General features: G+C 61.4%; 17 protein-coding genes and 1 pseudogene. 6 read left to right on the top strand and 12 right to left on the bottom strand.

Annotation, left to right across the window (positions count from 1 at the left end; genetic code table 11):
* The first annotated feature begins 2 nt into the window (after nucleotides 1-2).
* Nucleotides 3-626 carry a glutathione S-transferase gene (locus tag ACIP02_RS12645; protein WP_400616899.1) on the top strand — a complete coding sequence of 208 codons (624 nt, stop codon included), beginning with the start codon at nucleotides 3-5 and terminating at the stop codon, nucleotides 624-626.
* Between the two features lie 180 nt (nucleotides 627-806).
* On the opposite strand, the pseudogene creD reads toward ACIP02_RS12645, so the two are convergent.
* The 4 genes and pseudogenes from creD to ACIP02_RS12625 form a co-directional block, all read right to left on the bottom strand.
* A pseudogene (gene creD, locus ACIP02_RS12640) lies at nucleotides 807-2,136 on the bottom strand (cell envelope integrity protein CreD).
* Nucleotides 2,137-2,343: 207 nt separating this feature from the next.
* Nucleotides 2,344-3,777, bottom strand: coding sequence for a two-component system sensor histidine kinase CreC (creC, locus tag ACIP02_RS12635; protein WP_400616897.1), 1,434 nt, complete (start codon nucleotides 3,775-3,777; stop codon nucleotides 2,344-2,346).
* The gene (creB, locus tag ACIP02_RS12630) at nucleotides 3,777-4,457 is read right to left on the bottom strand and encodes a two-component system response regulator CreB (RefSeq protein WP_400616895.1); all 681 of its coding nucleotides are present in this window, start codon (nucleotides 4,455-4,457) and stop codon (nucleotides 3,777-3,779) included. Before creB ends, creC begins: the two co-directional genes overlap by 1 nt.
* Nucleotides 4,458-4,570: 113 nt before the next feature.
* Complete coding sequence (locus tag ACIP02_RS12625; protein WP_400616893.1) at nucleotides 4,571-5,071, bottom strand: ATP-dependent zinc protease; 501 nt, start codon at nucleotides 5,069-5,071, stop codon at nucleotides 4,571-4,573.
* 182 nt (nucleotides 5,072-5,253) lie between these two features.
* Between ACIP02_RS12625 and ACIP02_RS12620 the strand changes: the two genes are divergently transcribed.
* Together ACIP02_RS12620 and ACIP02_RS12615 are read left to right on the top strand one after the other, a co-directional pair.
* On the top strand, nucleotides 5,254-6,141 hold the full coding sequence (locus ACIP02_RS12620) for an acyltransferase (RefSeq protein WP_400616891.1): 888 nt from the start codon (nucleotides 5,254-5,256) through the stop codon (nucleotides 6,139-6,141).
* A 236-nt stretch (nucleotides 6,142-6,377) separates the two neighbouring features.
* Entirely contained in the window at nucleotides 6,378-7,727 is a 1,350-nt protein-coding gene (locus ACIP02_RS12615) for an APC family permease (RefSeq protein WP_400616889.1), read from the top strand.
* 233 nt (nucleotides 7,728-7,960) lie between these two features.
* Here ACIP02_RS12615 and ACIP02_RS12610 read toward each other — a convergent pair whose 3' ends face one another.
* Nucleotides 7,961-8,542 (bottom strand): DUF2780 domain-containing protein, encoded by a 582-nt coding sequence (locus tag ACIP02_RS12610; protein WP_400616886.1) that lies wholly within the window; start codon nucleotides 8,540-8,542, stop codon nucleotides 7,961-7,963.
* 163 nt (nucleotides 8,543-8,705) lie between these two features.
* On the opposite strand from ACIP02_RS12610, the gene ACIP02_RS12605 reads away from it, so the two are divergent.
* The 3 genes from ACIP02_RS12605 to ACIP02_RS12595 all read left to right on the top strand — a co-directional run bounded on the left by ACIP02_RS12605 (nucleotide 8,706) and on the right by ACIP02_RS12595 (nucleotide 10,586).
* Nucleotides 8,706-9,674 carry an RHS repeat-associated core domain-containing protein gene (locus ACIP02_RS12605; RefSeq protein WP_400616884.1) on the top strand — a complete coding sequence of 323 codons (969 nt, stop codon included), beginning with the start codon at nucleotides 8,706-8,708 and terminating at the stop codon, nucleotides 9,672-9,674.
* 318 nt (nucleotides 9,675-9,992) lie between these two features.
* Nucleotides 9,993-10,160, top strand: coding sequence for a hypothetical protein (locus tag ACIP02_RS12600; RefSeq protein WP_400616882.1), 168 nt, complete (start codon nucleotides 9,993-9,995; stop codon nucleotides 10,158-10,160).
* Between the two features lie 156 nt (nucleotides 10,161-10,316).
* Entirely contained in the window at nucleotides 10,317-10,586 is a 270-nt protein-coding gene (locus ACIP02_RS12595; protein ID WP_400616880.1) for a DUF3077 domain-containing protein, read from the top strand.
* 298 nt (nucleotides 10,587-10,884) lie between these two features.
* On the opposite strand, the gene fdhA is transcribed toward ACIP02_RS12595, so the two are convergent.
* The 7 genes from fdhA to ACIP02_RS12560 form a co-directional block, all read right to left on the bottom strand.
* On the bottom strand, nucleotides 10,885-12,084 hold the full coding sequence (gene fdhA / locus ACIP02_RS12590) for a formaldehyde dehydrogenase, glutathione-independent (RefSeq protein ID WP_023532721.1): 1,200 nt from the start codon (nucleotides 12,082-12,084) through the stop codon (nucleotides 10,885-10,887).
* 306 nt (nucleotides 12,085-12,390) lie between these two features.
* On the bottom strand, nucleotides 12,391-13,248 hold the full coding sequence (gene purU / locus ACIP02_RS12585; protein WP_019096474.1) for a formyltetrahydrofolate deformylase: 858 nt from the start codon (nucleotides 13,246-13,248) through the stop codon (nucleotides 12,391-12,393).
* 12 nt (nucleotides 13,249-13,260) lie between these two features.
* On the bottom strand, nucleotides 13,261-13,893 hold the full coding sequence (locus ACIP02_RS12580) for a sarcosine oxidase subunit gamma (RefSeq protein ID WP_400616877.1): 633 nt from the start codon (nucleotides 13,891-13,893) through the stop codon (nucleotides 13,261-13,263).
* A 197-nt stretch (nucleotides 13,894-14,090) separates the two neighbouring features.
* Entirely contained in the window at nucleotides 14,091-17,105 is a 3,015-nt protein-coding gene (locus ACIP02_RS12575; protein ID WP_400616875.1) for a sarcosine oxidase subunit alpha, read from the bottom strand.
* Nucleotides 17,102-17,437: a sarcosine oxidase subunit delta gene (locus ACIP02_RS12570; RefSeq protein ID WP_400616873.1), complete on the bottom strand. Its 336-nt coding sequence runs from the start codon at nucleotides 17,435-17,437 to the stop codon at nucleotides 17,102-17,104. The genes ACIP02_RS12575 and ACIP02_RS12570 overlap by 4 nt, the downstream gene beginning before the upstream one ends.
* Nucleotides 17,438-17,451: 14 nt before the next feature.
* A complete protein-coding gene (locus tag ACIP02_RS12565; protein WP_016484536.1) occupies nucleotides 17,452-18,702 on the bottom strand; it encodes a sarcosine oxidase subunit beta family protein in 1,251 nt (416 codons plus the stop codon).
* 15 nt (nucleotides 18,703-18,717) lie between these two features.
* Nucleotides 18,718-19,971, bottom strand: a complete 1,254-nt coding sequence (locus tag ACIP02_RS12560) for a serine hydroxymethyltransferase (RefSeq protein WP_016484535.1) — start codon at nucleotides 19,969-19,971, stop codon at nucleotides 18,718-18,720.
* Nucleotides 19,972-20,162 lie beyond the last annotated feature (191 nt).

Genomic DNA, 20,162 nt, shown 5'->3' with positions numbered 1-20,162 from the left:
CCATGAGCACGATGACCCTGTTCCACTCGCCGTTGTCGCCGTTCGTGCGCAAGGTCATGGTGGTATTGCACGAGACCGGGCAACTGGGCCGGGTGCAGTTGCAGGCGGTGAATATCAGCCCAGTCAGCGGCGACCCGCAACTGAACCAGGACAACCCGATCGGCAAGATCCCGGCCCTGCGCCTGAACGACGGCACCGTGCTGCATGACAGCCGGGTGATCTGCGAGTACCTCGATTTGCAGCATGTCGGCCTGCCGCTGCTGCCACGCGAGGGTTCGGCGCGCTGGCGGCGCATGACCCTGGTGTCCCAGGCGGATGCGATCATGGATGCGGCGGTGTCGAGCCGCTATGAGAGCTTCCTGCGGCCAGAGGACAAGCGCTGGGATGGCTGGTTGCATGCGCAGGGCGACAAGATTCGCCGTAGCCTGGCCAACCTGGAGCAGGATCATTTGCCTGAGTTGCTGTCCGGGTTTGACCTGGCGGCGATTGGCGTGGCCTGTGCGCTGGGGTATCTGGATTTGCGTCAGCCGGAATTTGGCTGGCGTGAGCGCCAACCTGGGCTGGCGGCGTGGTATGCCGAGGTGGCCCAGCGGCCGTCGATGGTGGCTACCACTCCGGTGGCCTGAAGGGCCTCTTCGCGGGTAAACCCGCTCCTACAGGGACATCACAGCGTTCGAAAGCTGTGCAGTACCTGTGGGAGCGGGTTCACCGAGGCGTCGAACCGCCGCGAATGCCTCACCGCGGTATCACAGGAAACAATTGCCCAATCCTCAGTGCCAACCAGCGCCCAATCTCTTTATCCTCCCTCATGCCGCCCTCCCCACCCGCGCCCAGTCCAGCCGCCGGGTCAGCACCATGAACACCCCCAGCAAGCCAAAGCACAGCAACGAGCCCATCAGCAGCGCATAGTCCTCGGCACTCAGCAGCCCGTAGAGCAACGCATACAACGCCGCCAACCCCGCCGCAAAGCCCACCCCACGGCCCACACTGCGCAGCACATGGCTCAGGTAGAAACCGACCAACAACACACACGCCGACGCCGACAAGCCATACGCCAGGCCAAAACCGATGTGCTCGGACAACGACAGCAGCAACAGGTAGAAGAACGCCAACGCCACCCCCCACCAGAATGTACTGCACCGGGTGCACACTCAGGTTCTTCAGCACCTCGAACAGGAAGAAGCCGGCAAAGGTCAGGGCAATGAACAGCAAGGCATATTTGATCGCCCGCTCGCTCTTCAGGTACTGGTCCACCGGGTCGACGAAGCTGACACCGAAGCTGCGCTCGCCGAAATCAGCGCACTGCCCGGCATTGGCACACTGACGCAAAGCGTCTTCGAGGTTGGTGGCAAAGAACGAGGTCTGCCAATGGGCGCTGAAACCTTGCGCATCAATGTCGCGACGGCTGGGCAGGTAGCTACCGACGAAGCTCGGGTGCGGCCAGTTGGCGCGCATGTCCACACTGCTGGTGCGGCCCACCGGCACCACGTGCAATTGGCCGGTGCCTTGCAGCGCCAGGTCGAAGCCGTAGCTGAACTCCCGCGCCTGCTGGCCATCGAGTCCGGGCAGGCTGGCGTGCACGCCGCCACGCATCCAGTCGAGCTGGGTGCCCGCTTCGAACGGCACCTTCTGTTCGTCCAGGTTCAGCTCCAGGCCATTCTCGATACCGCGGATATCGCTGATACCCACTACCAGAAACGGCTTGTCGAAGCGGTAATCGTCGAAGTCCCTGTCGATGCCCCAGCGCTCCGGCAGCTTGAAACGGCCGCTGATACGGCCTTTGGCGTGGAACAGCCGGGCCTGGTAGATACCACGGGCGCGCAGTTCGGTGTCCACGCCAAGGTCGGCGTCGAAGGTTTCCGGCAGGAAGTACAGGTGGCCGGCGATGGTGCTGGTTTCCTGAGTCCGCTCGCCGCCCTTTTCGATCCAGCGGCGCTGGTATTTGCGGTAGGGCACTACCAGCAGCGGGCCGCTGAGTTGCTGCTCGAAGCTGGCGCTCTGGGCGATGTCCTGCAGCACGCTGTCGCGCAGCGCCTGGCGTTCGTCGATCAGGCCGTTGATCAACAGTAGCGGGATGAGCAGCAGAAGCATCAGCACGGCGATCATGCCGAGTTTGAAACCGAGGGTCTTGTTCATGGGGCCTCCTGTGGCAGTGGGCGCAGTGTCTGCGCCTTGCGTGGAGGCTTTGGGGAGACTGTGTGGGGATTGTGTGTATTTGGGACCGCTTTGCGGTCCATCGCGACGCAAGGCCGCTCCTACAGGGGACCGTATGACTTGAGCCTTTCGCGGTCCCTGTAGGAGCGGCCTTGTGTCGCGATGGGCTGCGCAGCAGCCCCGGCTATCTCAGCTAATACGCCGGGCAGGCAGCCACAACCTCACCCGCACCCCGCCATCAACGTTATCCACCGACAACGCCCCACCATGCAGCTGCATCACCTCAGCCACAAAATTCAGCCCCAGCCCGGTACTCTTGCGCCCGCTCCCCGGCCGGGGCAACGAGTAGAACCGCTCGCTCACCCGGCCAATGGCATACGCCGGTATCGCCTGCCCCTGGTTGAACAAGCTCAACGCCACCCGCTCGCCATCGCGCTCCAGGTCGAACAGCAGCGCGCCACCCTGCGGGGTAAAGTCCAGCGCGTTGTCGAGCAAGTTGGCCAGCGCCTGACGCATCAGGAACGGATCACACAGCAAGCGCATACCGGCGGGCACTCGCTGACGCACCTGCAGATTGGCGCTTTCAATACGCGGCGCATGGGCCAGCAGCAACTCGTCCACCAACGCCGCCAGCGCCACCTGCTGTTCATCTTCCAACGCTTGCATCTGCTCGACCCGGGCCAGGTTGAGCAAGCGCTCGATCATCTGCTGCAAGCGGTCGCTTTCCCGCTCGATGTTGCTGGCAAAGCGCACGCGCTGTTCGGCTGGCATGTCGTCCTGCAATAACTCGGAAGCACCCCGAATGGCTGCCAGCGGGCTCTTCAGTTCGTGGGTCAAGGTATGCACGTAGCGTTCGACATAGGCCTTGCCCTCCAGCTGCGTGCGCATGCGTTCCACAGCCTTGGCCAGGTTCGCCAGTTCACCCCCCTTGTAATGCGGTAACTCCGCCCGTTCACCTTCGCTGACCGCCTGGGCATAGGCCGCCAACCTGCGCAGCGAGCGCGCCAGCCACCACGAAAGTGCCGCCCCCACCAGCAAGCCCAGGCCAATCAACCCCAGCCCCAGGGTAAGCAAACCTTGCTCGGAATGGTCGATGTACGGCTGTAGCGAGCTGTTGGGTTTGGCCACGGTGACCACGCCGATGATCTTGCCCTCGTCGATGATCGGCGCCCCCACATGCATGACCGAAGTACTCTCGTCGTTGGGGTCGCTGCGGGTGGAGCGCGCACCGTACTGGCCGCGCAAGGTCAGGTATACGTCATTCCACCTCGAGTAGTCTTTACCCTGGGCCTCGCCACTGGAGTCCAGCAGCACGATACCCTTGACGTCGGTGACATAGATGCGGTGGCTGACCTGGTTCTTGGCCAGCCCCCAGATCTGCGCACCGGGGCTGCGCGAGCCGTAGGCCTTGAGTACTTCCGGCAAGCGCCCCTGCTTCAGGGTGCCAGCCTTGACGTCATCGCGCAGGATCTCGGCCAGCAAGTTGGCGGTGTCTACCAGGGTTTCCTCAGAGGACTGGCGCACCACCGGGCGGATCTGTTCGCGCACCGTGTTGAGCAGAAAGTACCCCGCCAGCCCGACGAACAGGAAGTACACCAGGAATATCCGGATGCCCAGGCGCATCAGGCATGGTCCGGGCTGTAGCTGTAGCCGAGGCCGCGGTGGGTCTGGATCGGCTCGGCGTCGCTGGCCACCTGGCGCAACTTGGCGCGCAGGCTCTTGATGTGGGTGTCGATGGTGCGCTCGTAGCCCACGTCCGAGGCCACGCCCAGGGCGTCGAGCAGTTGTTCGCGGCTGAACACTCGCTGCGGTTGCTCCAGCAGGCATTGCAGCAAGCGGAATTCGTGGCGGGTCAGCGTCAGCGCCTGGCTGCGGTAGGTGATCTGCATGCGCAGTGTGTCGAGCTGGAACAGCGCGGTTTCGGCAACGGGTTCTGCCCTTGGCGCCATGCGCTTGAGAATGGCCCGCACACGCGCGGCCACTTCTCGTGGGCTGAAGGGTTTGACCACGTAGTCGTCGGCGCCGATTTCCAGGCCAACAACCCGGTCGATTTCGCCGTCACGGGCGCTGAGGAACATTACCGGTACTTCAGTAAAGCGGCGCAACTGGCGGCAGGTTTCGAAGCCGCTGATATCGGGCAGGCCGATGTCGAGGATGATCAGGTCGGCCGGGCGCAGGCGCTGCTGGTCGAGGGCGGCGCTGCCTAGGGTTACCCATTCGGTACTATGGCCGTCGGCCTGCAGGGCGTAGACCAGGGTGTCGGCAATGGCGGCTTCGTCTTCGACGATGAGGATATGGGGCATCGAGCTACAAGCCTCAAGTTGCAAGCTTCAAGTAAAAACGGACCGTTTGAACTTACACTGATCTGTTCTTGCTTGCAGCTTGCAGCTTGCAGCTAAAGGCTTGTAGCTGCTGCTTAGCAGCCAGGCTTGCCAGCCGTAAACTTCTTCGCCGGGTTGACCGCCGCCTTGAACTCGCGCAACGCCTTGGAGCCTACCAGCAGCGGGTAGTTGAAGCTGCTGCGGTCCACCAGGTTCACCTCCACGGTGCGCTTCACGTCACCCAGGCACAATTCCAGGTCAACCACCGGGCGCTTGGAGATTTCTGGCGCGTCGCCTTCATCTTCTTCATCGGCACGGCCCTTGATCTTGCTGATGCGCGAGACCTTGTGCTCGTACACCTTGCCGTCCGAGTCCTTGGTCGCCAGGCGGAAGCGCACCCACTCGTCGCCATCGCGGGTGAACAGTTCGATGTCCTTGGCCGACAGCGACGCGGTAAAGGCACCGGTGTCCATCTTGGCTTTCAGGGTTTCGCCCAGCTCGGGCAGGGCGATGTTCTCGTACCGGCCGTAGATCGTGGGTTCGGCGGCCATTACCGGCAGCGCCAACAGCGACAACAGGGCAAACAGAGATTTCACTAGCAGGCTTCCTTGAGAAGGGTCAGTGCTTAGACTGCACTGGCAGGATAGGTTCGCTGTCACAAGGTTACCCAACAAATTGTGAAACATTTGTCTGCGCCGCCGGGCATTGGGCATTTGGCGTAGGCCGCATCGCTGCTTATCATTGCCAACCGTTTATCTCCCACAACAAGAGTCTCTTTATGCGTCGCCTGCTGACCGGCATTCTCACTACCACCCTGCTGCTGCTCAATACCGTGGTGTTGATTTGCCCGCTGCTGGTCTTCGCCCTGCTCAAGCTGGTGCTGCCGGGCCGTGGGCGTGATTATGCCTCGTGGGCGGTGATGTGGGTGGCCGAAACCTGGTCGGAGATCGACAAGGCCATCTTCGCCTTGTGCATTCCTACGAAGTGGGACATCCGCGGCGTCGAGAACCTGCGCAAGGACACTTCCTACCTGGCGGTGAGCAACCACCAGACCTGGGTCGACATTCCCGCTTTGATCGAAAGCCTCAACCGCCGCACGCCGTTCTTCAAGTTCTTCCTGAAGAAGGAACTGATCTGGGTACCGTTGCTGGGTCTGGCCTGGTGGGGGCTGGATTACCCGTTCATGAAGCGCTACAGCAAGGCGTTTCTGGAAAAGCACCCGGAGCTCAAGGGTAAAGACCTGGAAATCACCAAGGCTGCGTGTGAACTGTTCAAGCGCCAGCCGGTGACTGTGGTGAACTACCTGGAAGGCACGCGGTTTACCGAGGCCAAGCGCCAGGAACAACAGTCGCCTTATCGTTACCTGCTCAAGCCCAAGGCTGGCGGTGTGGCGTTCGTGCTGGCGGCGCTGGGTGAGCAGCTGGATGCTTTGCTCGACGTGACCATCGTGTACCCCGGCAACAAGGCGCCGGGGTTCTGGGATTTGCTAAACGGCAGCATCAGCCGGGTGATTATCGACATTCAGGTGCGCGAGCTGGACCCGGCGCTGTGGGCGGGGGATTACGAGAATGATCCCGAGTTTCGTCAGACTGTGCAGGCCTGGGTGAATCAGTTGTGGGTGCAGAAGGACCAGCGGATCCAGCTGCTGCGGGCGGAAATGAGCTGAGATCTTTACCGCCTGATCCGGCCTCTTCGCGGGTAAACCCGCTCCTACACGATACTCACGGTTTGTGGGATCTTTGTAGGAGCGGGTTCACCCGCGAATAGGCCGGAACAGGCATCACCAAAACCCGATTAAAACCCAGGCTAATAATCAGCATAAGGATTACTTTTTTGTCATCCCCCACCTAAGTGGATAAAAATCGACCAAAGCACAACTACAAAAACGCTCTGGATCGAACGATGGCCAACCCACCCAGCTCCGCCCCCGCCCAGCTTCGCCGTGTCCTCGGCCTGCCCGCCCTGGTGTTCTTCGGCCTGGTGTACATGGTCCCGCTGACCATCTTCACCACCTACGGCATCGTCACCGAACTCACCGGCGGCCGCACCGCCGGCGCCTACATGATCACCCTGGTGGCCATGCTGTTCACAGCGGCTTCCTACAGCTTCATGGTCAAACGCTTCCCGGTCGCGGGCTCGGCGTACTCCTACACCAACATCGCCTTCGGCCCCAACGTCGGCTTCCTGGCCGGCTGGTCGCTGCTGCTGGACTACCTGTTCCTGCCGATGATCAACTACCTGCTGATCGGCCTGTTCCTCAACATCGCCTTCCCGGCCATCCCGGCCTGGTCCATCGCGCTGGCCTCGATCGTGCTGGTGACGGTGCTGAACGTGGTCGGTATCCACTCGGTGGCCAAGACCAGCAACCTGATCGTCGGTGCGCAGATCGTGTTCATCGTGGTGTTCGTCGCGCTGTCCTGCCAGTCGCTGGCCGGCCAGCCGCTGGACCTGCTGTCGCCGCTGCTGGGTGACGGCTCGCAACCTGGCTTCGGCCCGATCATGGCTGGCGCGGCGGTGCTGTGCCTGTCGTTCCTCGGCTTCGATGCCGTCTCGACCCTGGCCGAAGAATGCCGTGACGCCCGCCGTGATGTGCCACGGGCGATCATCCTTACCACGCTGTTTGCCGGCGTGCTGTTCACCGTGCTCGCATATGTCAGCCAACTGGTTTTGCCAGGCAGCAGCTTCGCCAATGCCGATGCGGCGGCCAACGAGGTGATGTTTAAGGCCGGCGGGCAGTTCCTGGCCAACTTCTTCACTGCCGCTTATGTCGCCGGCAGCCTGGGTTCGGCGCTGGCCTCGCAGGCGGCGGTGTCGCGCATCCTGTTCACCATGGGCCGTGACAACGTGCTGCCACGCCGTAGCTTCGGTTACTTGTCGCCGCGCTTTGGTACGCCGGTGTTCGCCATTTTGCTGGTGTCGGCGTTCTCGCTGCTGGCGCTGGTGATCGACCTGTCCACCCTCGCCTCGCTGATCAGCTTTGGCGCGCTGGTGGCGTTTTCGGCGGTGAATCTGGCGGTGGTGAAAACCCACCTGATGGACGATGGCACCCAGCGTAACCTGAAGGGGTTGCTGGGCTATGGCGTGGTGCCGCTGGTGGGATTGGGCCTGACGCTGTGGCTGTGGACCAGCCTGTCGGCGCTGACGCTGGTGATTGGCCTTTGCTGGTTCGCATTGGGGTTGGCCTACCTGGCGGTGCTGACCGCCGGCTTCCGCCGCCCGGTGCGCCTGGTGGACTTCACCGAAGCTGCCTGACCCAATTATCCCGGCACCTGCGCGGTCCCTTGTAGGAGCGGCCTTGTGTCGCGAAAGGGCCGCAAAGCGGCCCCAGCAATCTCTGCAATGACGCTGAAATCCTGGGGCCGCTTTCGGCCCTTTCCGACCGGTCCGGCGCCCCGGCAAGGCCGCTCCTACAGGTACAGCGCCAACCTTGAAGACACACAAGCTAGCTTGCCAACGATAGGGCCAGCACTGCCCCTACAAAACCTTCAGACCGAAGGCTGAGCCAATGGCGCCGGCACCGGCGTAGTCCACAAACTCCCCAAATTCTGCAACAACGCCCCGGCAATCCCCTGCTGCCCCAGGTACTGCAGCAACAACGGCGCAAACTGCCCGATCATCCCGGTATCCATGCCCAACGCCTTGAACGCGTTGTCCAGGTCGCTGCGGTTTTCCACATTGTTGCCCAGTGCATTGCTCAACGCTGACGGGTTCTCGCTGTTCTTGCCCAGCAAATCACCCAACCCGCTCAACCCACCCAGCGCATTGGCGCCCGCCAACAGGTCCAGCCCCGGCACGGCCTTGGTCAGCTGGCCATAGTCATCAGTACTGAGGTTGTTACGCGCCAACCCCAACATCGCCCCCGCCCCGCCCACGGCCTGTTCGGGGGTGATGTTCAATTGGCTGCCCAAGGTGTTGAGTAGATTGGCCTGCGCCTCGGGCGCCTGCACCTGGCCTTGCTGTTTCTGGTTCTGCATGGCCGACACGGCGTTGGCGGCATCGCTGAGGTTGAAGGCGAACACCGGGCTTGCGGCCAGGGTCATCAGGGTTGCCAGGGTGAATGCTTTCATCGGGAGGGACCTCGTTGGCCGCGATGGCTTAGGAAACGAGGGTTTGACTGGTGATTTTGGGGTTTGTTCCAAACTGCTTTTACCTGATAAATCTGCCAGTTGTCATCGCCTATGAATTGAGCGCAGATTGAAAATCTCTAATCGACTCTGGAGTGACTAAAACATGAAGGCACATGCAGGCAACGAGACAGTACCCTCCACAGCTTTCTCTACCCGGGAGCAAGCACAGGTAGCGGAAGAAGGGGCTGCGTTTTTTTATCGGGATGATCACTTGGCAACCTCGATTTCAAAAAAAGGTATTTGCCACATAGTAGCGGGACAGGGCATTAAACTGGCGCAACTCGAGCAAGCTAAGCCGGCCAGAATGATGCCAGTAGACCAAGCCAATTCCGTACTCTGCATGGATCAAGATTGGATAGAGTACTCCCCCTACGGCTACACCAATGACAGTGATCTAAAAGCACTAATTGCCTACAACGGTCAGCGCCTCGACCTGATGCTTCAAGGGTACGCGCTGGGAAATGGCTATCGAATCTTCAACCCGGCATTAATGCGTTTTACAAGCCAGGACACACTAAGCCCCTTTCAAGCTGGAGGGTTAAATGCCTATGCTTATTGCGCCGGCGACCCGATTAACAAAATCGACCCATCTGGGCACCTCTCATTAAAACCATTTAAAAATCTCTTCGCGGGGCGAAAAGAAAAAAAGATAGGCAGGATCACGAATTATAATAATCAAGCCGATAAATACAATAACGCCCGCGGCAAAATAAAATTAGAATCCCCCTATAAAACAGACGGACGCATTGACTACAACGAGCTATTTCGCAACAAGCAAAAAATCGATACAAACCCTTTACCCGGGGAACCAGAACTCTCACCAAAAGATAGGTTATACGCTGAGAAACATGAAATTTCCACTACCAAGATAAATAATGATCCGATCAAGTTTCTGGAAATATCCACCGAACTGATAAGTCACAACAAGCACGAACTCGCGAAACTTGAAATAGAATGGGCAAGATCGGCATCTTCACGAAATACAAATATTCGATCCGACCGTCACCCAGGAGTTACAAGGTCGTATTGGTACGGCAACAACAATAGAGACCGATACGGTTACAATACTTAACCCATCAGATTCCCCATCAGCGTACACAGGGAATTATCTCTTCCTAGTAGGACGTTTCTGAAACATACTCACAAACTGCTTTAGCCATTGCGATGATTCGGGATGCGGTCTAGTCTCGGGCGGTCGCTGCACATCAGCGACCGGCTTTGACAGGCCGAAACCGACAGATACGTGATGGCTCACCTCAATGGTGGCTGTGCGCGGGGCACCTTGTGTGCGCCGGGTTTACTCTGTCGACCGGTCTGTCAACCCGCGTACAGCTGCCACCCATTTGTTTGACAGCAGAGGGTGTCGGCGCAACCGACAGAGGGTTACACCATGCTGAAAACTGTTTTTGATCCACCTCGCAATTCCCATCCCCTTGAAGACACCGTCCTCCAGCCCACGGAGTATGCCCAGACTGTGGCACAGCAGGCAATTGAGGTGCTGCTTGAAGCGGCATTGGTGCAGGTGCATATACCGGCTGAAGCCCGGATCCTGCATTAACAGGCATTTTGATGTGTTGCCTGATCGGGCCTCTTCGCGGGCAAGCCCGCTCCTACAAAGGTTGCTCAGCCTTCAGGTCCGGCGCTGTACCTGAGGGAGCGGGTTTACCCGCGAAGAGGGCCGAACAGGCACAGCCAATTTCAAGGGGATAGAACAATGACAACAGACGAAAGAGAACCCAACACCACCGTCGGCAAGACCATATTTTATCAGGGGGAGAACAAGACTCACCCGCTGTTCTGCATTGCCCCTGGTATCCCTTGCCAGGATGCCCGTGACCAGGCTTCGGAGCTTATGGGGTATGTGCGGGACATGACCATTGACGGGTTGATGGACAACAAGCCGCAGTTGCTTTGGGCTTCGCATTATCTGAGCGCGTTGGCCAAGGCGCTGATGGATGATGCGGAGTTGGGGATGATGCGCTGATTTTTGGCTGGCTGGGCTGGCCTATTCGCAGGCAAGCCCGCTCCTACAGGATTTGCGCCCACCTTCCGCTGGGCGTAATGTCTGGCCAGCGCGGGGCTTTGTAGGAGCGGCCTCGTGTCGCGAAAGGGCTGCGAAGCAGCCCCGGCCGTATCTGCATCGACGCTGAAATCGTGGGGCCGCTTTGCAGCCCTTTCGCGACGCAAGGCCGCTCCTACAGGGGACCTGCGCAGCTTTGAAATCTGTGAAACGGCTATGAAAAAGCCCCTCAATGCGAGGGGCTCTTGTCAAACGACGACGGTTACGCCGCACCCCACATCTTATGCGGGTCAATCACAAACTTCTTCGGCACACCTGCATCAAACTCGCCATACCCTTCCGGCGCCTGATCCAGGTTGATCACCTGCACGCCCACCACTTCGGCAATGTTGATGCGATCCCACATGATCGCCTGCATCAGCTGGCGGTTGTACTTCATGGTCGGGGTCTGGCCGGTGTGGAAGCTGTGCGACTTGGCCCAGCCGAGGCCAAAGCGGATGCTCAGCGCGCCGATCTTGGCGGCGGCATCTACCGCGCCCGGGTCTTCGGTCACGTACAGGCCGGGGATACCGATCTGGCCGGCAACACGGGTCACCTGCATCAGCGAGTTCAGCACGGTGGCCGGGGCTTCATGCTTGGCACCTTCGTGGCCATGGCCACGGGCCTCGAAGCCTACGGCGTCGACGGCGCAGTCCACTTCTGGCTCGCCGAGGATGTCGACGATCTGCTCATGCAGCGGGGTGTCCTTGGACAGGTCGACCACTTCAAAGCCCTGCGACTTGGCGTGGGCCAGGCGAGCTGGGTTGAGGTCACCCACGATCACGCAAGCAGCGCCCAGCAGGCGGGCCGAGGCAGCGGCAGCCAGGCCGACCGGGCCGGCACCGGCCACGTAAACGGTGCTGCCTGGGCCAACGCCGGCAGTGACGGCGCCGTGGTAGCCGGTTGGCAGGATGTCGGACAGGCAAGTCAGGTCACGGATCTTCTCCATGGCCTTGTCGCGCTCTGGCAGTTTCAACAGGTTGAAGTCGGCGTACGGCACCAGCACGTATTCGGCCTGGCCGCCGGTCCAGTCGCCCATGTCGACGTAGCCGTAGGCACCGCCGGCGCGGGCCGGGTTGACGGTGAGGCAGACGCCGGTGTGCATTTCTTTGCAGGAGCGGCAACGGCCGCAGGCAACGTTGAACGGTACCGACACCAGGTCGCCGATCTGCATGCGCTCGACGTCGCTGCCCTTCTCGACGATTTCACCGGTGATTTCGTGGCCCAGGACCAGGCCGACCTGGGCAGTGGTGCGGCCGCGAACCATGTGCTGGTCGGAGCCGCAGATGTTGGTGGAGACCACCTTCAGGATTACGCCGTGCTCGATCTTCTTGCCGCGTGGGTCCTGCATTTTCGGGTAGTCGATCTTCTGCACCTCGACCTTGCCGGCGCCGAGATATACCACTCCACGATTGCCAGACATGCTCTTACCTCGCTTGATTTTTATTTATGCAGCGGTGGTTGAACGCGCCGCCATCCGTGGGCGGCATGTGTTTCTGGAATGAGGGGAATTGTGGGCCGGATGGGGCGGGATGCACTGACTGGGAGCGACAGGGAGATGCCTTTTAGCGGCAGGGGTGTCGTTGGAGGATATGGTGGCAGCAAGCAAAGTGGTGGCCTGTGCTGGCCTCTTCGCGGCTAAAGCCGCTCCTACAAGGTTTGATGCAGGTTTCGAGAGCATCGGTACCTGTAGGAGCGGCTTTAGCCGCGAAGAGGCCGGTACAGGCTATTACAGAACTACAGTCCGGTTGGCGTTAAGGAACACCCGCCGCTCAATGTGATACCCCACAGCCCGCGCCAGGGTCAGGCATTCGATATCACGCCCCTTGGCAATCAAGTCTTCCGGGTAATGGCTGTGGTCCACCACTTCGACACCCTGGGCAATGATCGGCCCTTCATCAAGGTCGTTGTTGATGTAGTGCGCCGTGGCGCCAACCATCTTCACGCCCTTGTTGTACGCCTGGTGATAAGGCTTGGCGCCCTTGAACCCTGGCAACAACGAGTGGTGGATGTTGATCGCCCAGCCATCCAGGCGCCGGCACAGCTCGGGCGACAGCACTTGCATGTAGCGCGCAAGAATCACCAGCTCGGCTCCGGTTTCCTCGATCACCTGCAGCACCTTGCGCTCTTGCCCGGGCTTGTCCTTGGGGTCGAGGGCAAAGTGGTAGTAAGGGATCTTGTGCCACTGCGCCAGCGGCTCGAGGTCTGGGTGGTTGGACACCACCGCGACCACGTCCATGCCCAGCTGGCCAATGCGCTGGCGATACAGCAGGTCGTTCAGGCAATGGTCGGCCTTGGACACCATGATCACCACCTTGGGGCGATGATTGGGTGCAGTCAGCTCAAACGTCATGCCGAACGCTTCGCTGCGCTCGGCAAGGCCGGCCCGGAAGCCGGCTTCGTCGAAATCGTCCGGCTGGCGGAACTCCACGCGAATGAAGAAGCGCCCCGACTGCCGGTCATCGAAGGAGTGGTGCTCCGTCACGTAGCAGCGCTGCTCGAAGAGGTAACGCGTCACCACGTCGACGGTGCCGAGCATGCTCGGGCAGTCGGCGGTGAGAATCCAGGTATCCGGTGCCCGACTCATGTTCTGCTCTCCTTAAGCCTCAATGCTCAGGCCGTACTCGGCCGAAGCGTCCTGCAGCCACAGCCACCAGTAGTCGGAGAAGCTGCGGCGAATCACCAGTTCCCAGGTGTCTTCGGCGGTGCGGCGGATCACCAGTTGCGACTTGGCGAACACGGTACCCACAGCCTTGCCCACCGGGAAGTTGTTCGGGTGAACATCATAGCTGGTGGATTTCATCAGCACTTCGCGCACGTTCGGGCCGCGCAGTTCCAGCAGGCTTTGCCCGCCGCTGACGTTGACCACCTGGATGTGCTGGCCCTCAAGGGCTGCGCGCAGCTTTTGCTCGACCGCCAGTTCCTGGCCGCCGGGTACGATCAGCAGCCACTCGTCAGGGCCGACCCATTGCAGCGACATGTCGTTGTTGGCGACCACGGTCAGGGCTACCGGCAGCTCCAGGCCCAGGGCCTTGTGCACGCCGGCGGCGAAGTCCGGGTTGTGGCCGTCGCCACGTAGGGTCAGATGGCCGAGGAACTTGCGTTCACGCAGGGTTACGCCTGCGTTCTTGCGGCCTTTGCCAACCAGGCTGGCCAGGTCGGCGTGGTGCAGTGGCGACTGGGCCTTGGCCTCGGCGCCGGGGTTTTGCTGGAAGACGTTGATAGCGCTCATTTCTTACCTGCCTTGAATTCTGTTGATCGCGAAGACCTGAGGTAGAACCTGTTGGCACTGGTTGTAGAGATCCATTGTAGGAGCGGGTTTATCGAGGCGTCGAACCGCCGCGAATGCGATGGTGGGGCCACCGCCCTCTTCGCGGGTGAACCCGCTCCTACAAGGACCGCATTCCAATCAGTGCTACCGGTGAAGCCTCAAACGTTCTGCCGCTCACCCTTCGGATCGAAGAACACCGAAGACACGATTTCCGCCTCGATCACGCTGCCATCCGCCTGTGGCGAGTACACACGCTCGCCCATGCGCTTGAGGCCACCTTTGACCACGCCCATGGCGAACGAGTAGCCCAGGGAGTTGGATGCGTAGCTGGAGGTCACGTGGCCAACCATGTCCATCGGGATCGGCTGTTTCGGGTCGAATACCAGTTGGGCGCCTTCCGGCAGCCATTTGGTCGGGTCGACCGGCTTCAGGCCTACCAGCTGCTTGCGGTTTTCGCGCACCACGTCTTCGCGGTTCATGCCACGCAGGCCAATCCACGAGAACGGCTTGTTGCGGCCCACACACCAGCTCATGTTGAGGTCGTCTGCGGTCATCGAGCCATCGGTATCCTGGCCAACGATGATGAAGCCCTTTTCGGCACGCAATACGTGCATGGTCTCGGTGCCGTACGGTGTCAGGTTGTACTTCTTGCCGGCCTCGATGATCTGTTCCAGCACGCCCATGGCGTAGTTGGCCTGCACGTTGACTTCATACGACAGCTCGCCGGTGAACGAGATGCGGAACACGCGGGCCGGTACGCCGCCAACGTTGCCTTCCTTCCAGGTCATGAACGGGAAGGCTTCCTTGTCCATGTCGATGTCGGTCAGCTCGCTGAGCAGCTTGCGGCTGTTGGGGCCAGACAAGGTCATGGTGGCCCAGTGGTCGGTGACCGAGGTGAAGTACACCTTCAGTTCCGGCCATTCGGTCTGGTGGTACAGCTCCATCCACTGCAACACGCGCGCAGCGCCGCCAGTGGTGGTGGTCATGATGAAGTGGTTGTCGCCGACGCAGGCGGTTACGCCGTCGTCGAAGACCATGCCGTCTTCTTTACACATCAGGCCGTAGCGGGCTTTGCCCACGTCGAGCTTGGTCCAGGCGTTGGTGTAGATGCGGTTGAGGAACTCGCGCGCGTCCGGGCCCTGGATGTCGATCTTGCCCAGGGTCGAGGCGTCCAGCAGGCCCACGCTGTCACGCACGGCCTTGCATTCACGGGCCACGGCAGCATGGATGTCTTCACCGGCTTTCGGGAAGTACCACGGGCGCTTCCACTGGCCGACGTCTTCGAACTCGGCGCCGTTCTTCACGTGCCAGGCATGCAGGGCGGTGAAGCGTACCGGCTCGAACAGGTGACCACAGTGGCGGCCCGCTACTGCACCGAAGGTAACCGGTGTGTAGTTGGGGCGGAACATGGTGGTGCCCATTTCCGGGATGGTGATGCCGATCGAACGGGCGGCGATGGCCAGGCCGTTGATGTTGCCCAGTTTGCCCTGGTCGGTACCGAAGCCCAGCGCGGTGTAGCGTTTTACGTGCTCGACCGACTCGAAGCCTTCACGGGTGGCCAGTTCGATACCGGCAGCGGTCACGTCGTTCTGCTGGTCGACGAACTGCTTAGGCCCTTTGGTGCCCTTGTCGTGCGGCACCTGGAACAGTGCCACGGTGGCCTCTTCCTTGCGCGCAACGGTTTTCGGTAGGGTGCCGACGGTAGCCTTGAAGCCGGCTTCGGTGGCTGCACGAACGCCGCCTTCGAAGCCATCGGCAATCACATCGCCCAGGGCGTAAACGCCGTTGATGCCACCGACGCACTCACGTTTTTGCGGTGCATCGCCCGGCACGAAGCCGAGGATGTCGTCACGCCATACCGGGCGACCGCCCAGGTGCGAGGCCAGGTGAACGATCGGGCTGTAGCCGCCCGAAGTGGCGATCAGGTCGCACTCGAGGGTTTCGCCAGGGCTGGTGACCTTGTGTGCCTGCACATCGATGGCCGCCACGCGGGCGCCGGTGACGTGCTTGCTGCCTTTGGCCTCGACCACGGCGCTGGAGGTGAGGATGCGGATGCCTTTGGCACGCGCTTCTTCAACCAGCGAGCCACGTGGGTTGTGGCGGGCGTCGGCGATGGCGACCACTTGCAGGCCGGCGTCATGCCAGTCCAGCGCGGCCCGGTAGGCGTGGTCGTTGTTGGTCGACAGCACCAGCTTGCGGCCTGGGGCCACGCCGTAGCGGCGCACGTAGGTAGAAACGGCACCGGCCAGCATGTTGCCCGGCACGTCGTTGTTGCCGTACACCAGCGGGCGCTCGTGGGCGCCGGCAGCCAGCACTACACGCTTGGCGCGAACGCGGTGCACGCGGTGGCGAACCTGGCCGATCGGGGCGCGGTCGCCGAGGTGGTCGGTAAGGCGCTCGTGAATGGTCAGGAAGTTATGGTCGTGGTAGCCGTTGACCGTGGCGCGTGGCAGCAGGGTCACCTCCGGCAGGCCTTCCAGCTCTTTGACCGCAGCGCTGACCCAATCGGCGGCAGGCTTGCCGTCAAGGGTCTCGCGGCTGTCGAGCAGGCTGCCGCCGAACTCTTCCTGCTCGTCAGCCAGGATCACGCGGGCACCGCTGCGCGCAGCGGCCAGCGCCGCAGCCAGGCCAGCAGGGCCGGCACCGACAATCAGCACGTCGCAGTGCTGGTTCATGTAGTCGTAGCTGTCCGGGTCGTTCTGCAGCGGCGCGCGGCCCAGGCCGGCTGCCTTGCGGATGTACTTCTCGTAAGTCATCCAGAACGATTTCGGGTACATGAAGGTTTTGTAGTAGAAGCCCGGCGGCATCATGCTGCCGCCCACCTTGCCAAGGATGCCCATGACGTCGTTATTGACGTTCGGCCAGCCGTTGGTGCTGGTGGCTACAAGACCGGCGTACAGCGCCTGCTGGGTGGCACGCACGTTGGGGATCTGGGTGGCTTCGCTGGAGCCGATCTGCAGGATGGCGTTCGGCTCTTCGGTACCGGCGGCGATGATGCCGCGTGGGCGCGAGTACTTGAAGCTGCGGCCTACGATGTCGACGCCGTTGGCCAGCAACGCGGCGGCCAGGCTGTCACCGGCATAACCCTGGTAGGTCTTGCCGTTGAAGGTGAAGTTCAGGACCTTGCTGCGGTCGATGCGGCCGCCGCTGGCGAGGCGATAGGTCTGGCTCATACTTTTTCCCCTTGGCCTTTGACGGCGGACGCTGCGGTCGCAGCTTTGCCATCAGCGGTCACTTGCGGCTTCTGGCCAATCTTGTAGGTTTCCAGAATCTCGTAGGTCACGGTGTTGCGGGTGACGTTGAAGTACTGGCGGCAACCGGCTACGTGGTCCCACAGTTCATGGTGAATGCCGCGCGGGTTGTCACGGTAGAACATGTAGGTACCCCACTCCTCGTCGGAGCAAGCGGCAGGGTCCAGCGGGCGGGCGATGTGCGCCTGGCCAGAGGCGTGGAACTCTTCTTCGGAGCGCAGCTCGCCGCAGTGGGGACAGAAAATATGCAACATGACGGTGTCTCCGGTTAGTGGGCGACGGCGGCGGCGCCGTGTTCGTCGATCAGTGCGCCGTTGTAGAAACGGTCCATGGAGAACGGCGCGGCCAGTGGGTGCATTTCGCCCTTGGCCAGGCTCGCGGCGAAGACGTTGCCCGAACCCGGGGTTGCCTTGAAGCCGCCAGTACCCCAACCGCAGTTGAAGAACATGTTCTTGACCGGGGTCTTGGTGATGATTGGGCAAGCGTCCGGCGAGGTGTCCACAATGCCGCCCCATTGGCGGTTCATGCGTACGCGCGAGAGGTTGGGGAACATCTCGACGATGGCTTGCAGGGTGTGCTCGATCACCGGGTACGAACCGCGCTGGCCGTAGCCGACCCAGCCGTCGATACCGGCACCGATCACCAGGTCGCCCTTGTCGGACTGGCTGATGTAGCCGTGTACGGCGTTGGACATGATCACGCTGTCGATAATCGGCTTGATCGGCTCGGATACCAGGGCTTGCAGCGGGTGCGATTCCAGCGGCAGGCGGAAGCCGGCCAGTTTGGCCATGTGCCCGGAGTTACCGGCGGTGACCACGCCGACGCGCTTGGCGCCGATGAAGCCTTTGTTGGTTTCCACCCCGATGACCGCACCGTTTTCCTTGCGGAAACCGATCACTTCGGTCTGCTGGATCAGGTCCACGCCCAAGGCGTCGGCGGCACGGGCATAGCCCCAGGCCACGGCGTCGTGACGGGCCACGCCACCACGGCGCTGAACGGTCGCGCCGAGGATCGGGTAACGGGTGTTCTTCGAGCAGTCCAGGTACGGGATTTCGGCCGCGACCTGGGCGGTGTTCAGCAACTCGCCATCGACGCCATTGAGGCGGTTGGCGGAGACGCGACGCTCGGAGTCACGGATGTCCTGCAGGGTGTGGCACAGGTTGTACACACCGCGCTGGGAGAACATCACGTTGTAGTTGATGTCCTGGGACAGCCCTTCCCACAGTTTCATAGCGTGTTCGTACAGCTGCGCCGACTCGTCCCACAGGTAGTTGGAACGCACGATAGTAGTGTTACGGGCGGTGTTGCCGCCGCCCAGGTAACCCTTCTCGATGACCGCGACGTTGGTGATGCCGTGCTCTTTGGCCAAATAGTAGGCCGTGGCCAGGCCATGGCCGCCACCGCCGACGATGACCACGTCGTAGACCTTTTTAGGGGTCGGCGTGCGCCACATGCGCTGCCAGTTTTCGTGGTGGCTGAGGGAGTGCTTGAAAAGGCCGAAGCCCGAGTAGCGTTGCATGGTCGTTTACTCCACTCAGCGGTAAACAGGGAAATCAGCGCACAGGGCCGCGACGTTCTTCGCCACATCGGCTTCGACGTCTGCGTCACCGAGGTTGTCGAGGATGTCGCAGATCCAGCCGGCCAGGGCTACGCATTGCGCAACCTTGAAGCCACGGGTGGTAACGGCCGGGGTGCCGATGCGCAGGCCCGAGGTGACGAACGGCGACTGCGGGTCGTTCGGCACAGCGTTCTTGTTGACGGTAATGTGCGCGCGGCCCAGGGCGGCGTCGGCATCTTTGCCGGTCAGGCCCTGGCGGATCAGGCTGACCAGGAACAGGTGGTTGTCGGTACCACCGGAAACCACGTCGTAGCCGCGGTCGATGAACACCTGGGCCATGGCCTGGGCGTTTTCGATCACTTGTTGCTGGTAAGCCTTGAAGCCAGGCTCCAGCGCTTCCTTGAAGCACACGGCCTTGGCGGCGATTACATGCATCAGCGGGCCGCCCTGGGCACCCGGGAATACCGCAGCGTTGAGCTTTTTCTCGATCTCTTCGTTGGACTTGGCCAGGATCAGGCCACCACGTGGACCGCGCAGGGTCTTGTGGGTGGTGGTGGTGACCACGTCGGCGAACGGGATCGGGTTAGGGTACAGGCCAGCGGCAACCAGGCCGGCAACGTGGGCCATGTCGACGAACAGCAGCGCACCGACCTTGTCGGCGATGGCGCGGAAGCGTGGGAAGTCGAGGGTCTTGGAGTAGGCCGAGAAGCCGGCAACGATCATTTTCGGCTTGTGCTCGACTGCAAGGCGCTCGACTTCGTCATAGTCGATCAGGCCGGTGTCGGTGTTGATGCCGTACTGCACAGCGTTGTACAGCTTGCCCGAGGACGACACCTTGGCGCCGTGGGTGAGGTGGCCGCCGTGGGCCAGGCTCATGCCGAGAATGGTGTCACCGGCCTGCAGCAGGGCCAGGTAGACAGCGCCGTTGGCCGACGAACCGGAGTGCGGCTGGACGTTGGCGTAGTCGGCACCGAACAGCTGCTTGGCACGTTCGATGGCCAGGGCTTCTACCTTGTCGACGTGCTCGCAGCCGCCGTAGTAGCGCTTGCCTGGGTAGCCTTCAGCGTATTTGTTGGTCAGGCCGCTGCCTTGGGCCTGCATCACGCGCTTGGAGGTGTAGTTTTCCGAGGCGATCAGCTCGATGTGGTCTTCCTGGCGCTGTTCTTCGGCATTCATCGCCGCCAGCAGTGCATCGTCGTAACCCTGGATTTGGTCTTGCTTGCTGAACATCGTGTATCTCCCGGCAGCGATCGTTTTTTGTCGTGGGGCACTGTGGCCCTTTGTGGCGATGTTATGACTGGGCGGGGCGGGTCAGATGCCTGCGCACGCCTTGCAATGGCGCGTTTACGACATTCGTTTTAATGTCGCTTGTTCAGGCCCTTTCGCGGGTGAACCCGCTCCTACACTGCTCGGCGTGCGCA

This window comes from Pseudomonas sp. NPDC089408, from assembly GCF_044749445.1.
GTDB lineage: Bacteria > Pseudomonadota > Gammaproteobacteria > Pseudomonadales > Pseudomonadaceae > Aquipseudomonas.
The sequence above is the reverse complement of the archived record's forward strand: the minus strand, read 5'-3'. Positions and strand labels throughout refer to the sequence as shown.

What these genes read in the sequence shown, in the direction of transcription:
- ACIP02_RS12615 (WP_400616889.1), top strand. Translation starts at nt 6,378, where the DNA reads ATGGCCAACCCACCCAGCTCCGCCCCCGCCCAGCTTCGCCGTGTCCTC.
- purU (WP_019096474.1), bottom strand. Translation starts at nt 13,248, where the DNA reads ATGAGTCGGGCACCGGATACCTGGATTCTCACCGCCGACTGCCCGAGC.
- ACIP02_RS12610 (WP_400616886.1), bottom strand. Translation starts at nt 8,542, where the DNA reads ATGAAAGCATTCACCCTGGCAACCCTGATGACCCTGGCCGCAAGCCCG.
- ACIP02_RS12595 (WP_400616880.1), top strand. Translation starts at nt 10,317, where the DNA reads ATGACAACAGACGAAAGAGAACCCAACACCACCGTCGGCAAGACCATA.
- ACIP02_RS12620 (WP_400616891.1), top strand. Translation starts at nt 5,254, where the DNA reads ATGCGTCGCCTGCTGACCGGCATTCTCACTACCACCCTGCTGCTGCTC.
- ACIP02_RS12600 (WP_400616882.1), top strand. Translation starts at nt 9,993, where the DNA reads ATGCTGAAAACTGTTTTTGATCCACCTCGCAATTCCCATCCCCTTGAA.
- creC (WP_400616897.1), bottom strand. Translation starts at nt 3,777, where the DNA reads ATGCGCCTGGGCATCCGGATATTCCTGGTGTACTTCCTGTTCGTCGGG.
- ACIP02_RS12570 (WP_400616873.1), bottom strand. Translation starts at nt 17,437, where the DNA reads ATGTTGCATATTTTCTGTCCCCACTGCGGCGAGCTGCGCTCCGAAGAA.
- ACIP02_RS12605 (WP_400616884.1), top strand. Translation starts at nt 8,706, where the DNA reads ATGAAGGCACATGCAGGCAACGAGACAGTACCCTCCACAGCTTTCTCT.
- ACIP02_RS12575 (WP_400616875.1), bottom strand. Translation starts at nt 17,105, where the DNA reads ATGAGCCAGACCTATCGCCTCGCCAGCGGCGGCCGCATCGACCGCAGC.
- ACIP02_RS12565 (WP_016484536.1), bottom strand. Translation starts at nt 18,702, where the DNA reads ATGCAACGCTACTCGGGCTTCGGCCTTTTCAAGCACTCCCTCAGCCAC.
- ACIP02_RS12580 (WP_400616877.1), bottom strand. Translation starts at nt 13,893, where the DNA reads ATGAGCGCTATCAACGTCTTCCAGCAAAACCCCGGCGCCGAGGCCAAG.
- creB (WP_400616895.1), bottom strand. Translation starts at nt 4,457, where the DNA reads ATGCCCCATATCCTCATCGTCGAAGACGAAGCCGCCATTGCCGACACC.
- fdhA (WP_023532721.1), bottom strand. Translation starts at nt 12,084, where the DNA reads ATGTCTGGCAATCGTGGAGTGGTATATCTCGGCGCCGGCAAGGTCGAG.
- ACIP02_RS12560 (WP_016484535.1), bottom strand. Translation starts at nt 19,971, where the DNA reads ATGTTCAGCAAGCAAGACCAAATCCAGGGTTACGACGATGCACTGCTG.
- ACIP02_RS12645 (WP_400616899.1), top strand. Translation starts at nt 3, where the DNA reads ATGAGCACGATGACCCTGTTCCACTCGCCGTTGTCGCCGTTCGTGCGC.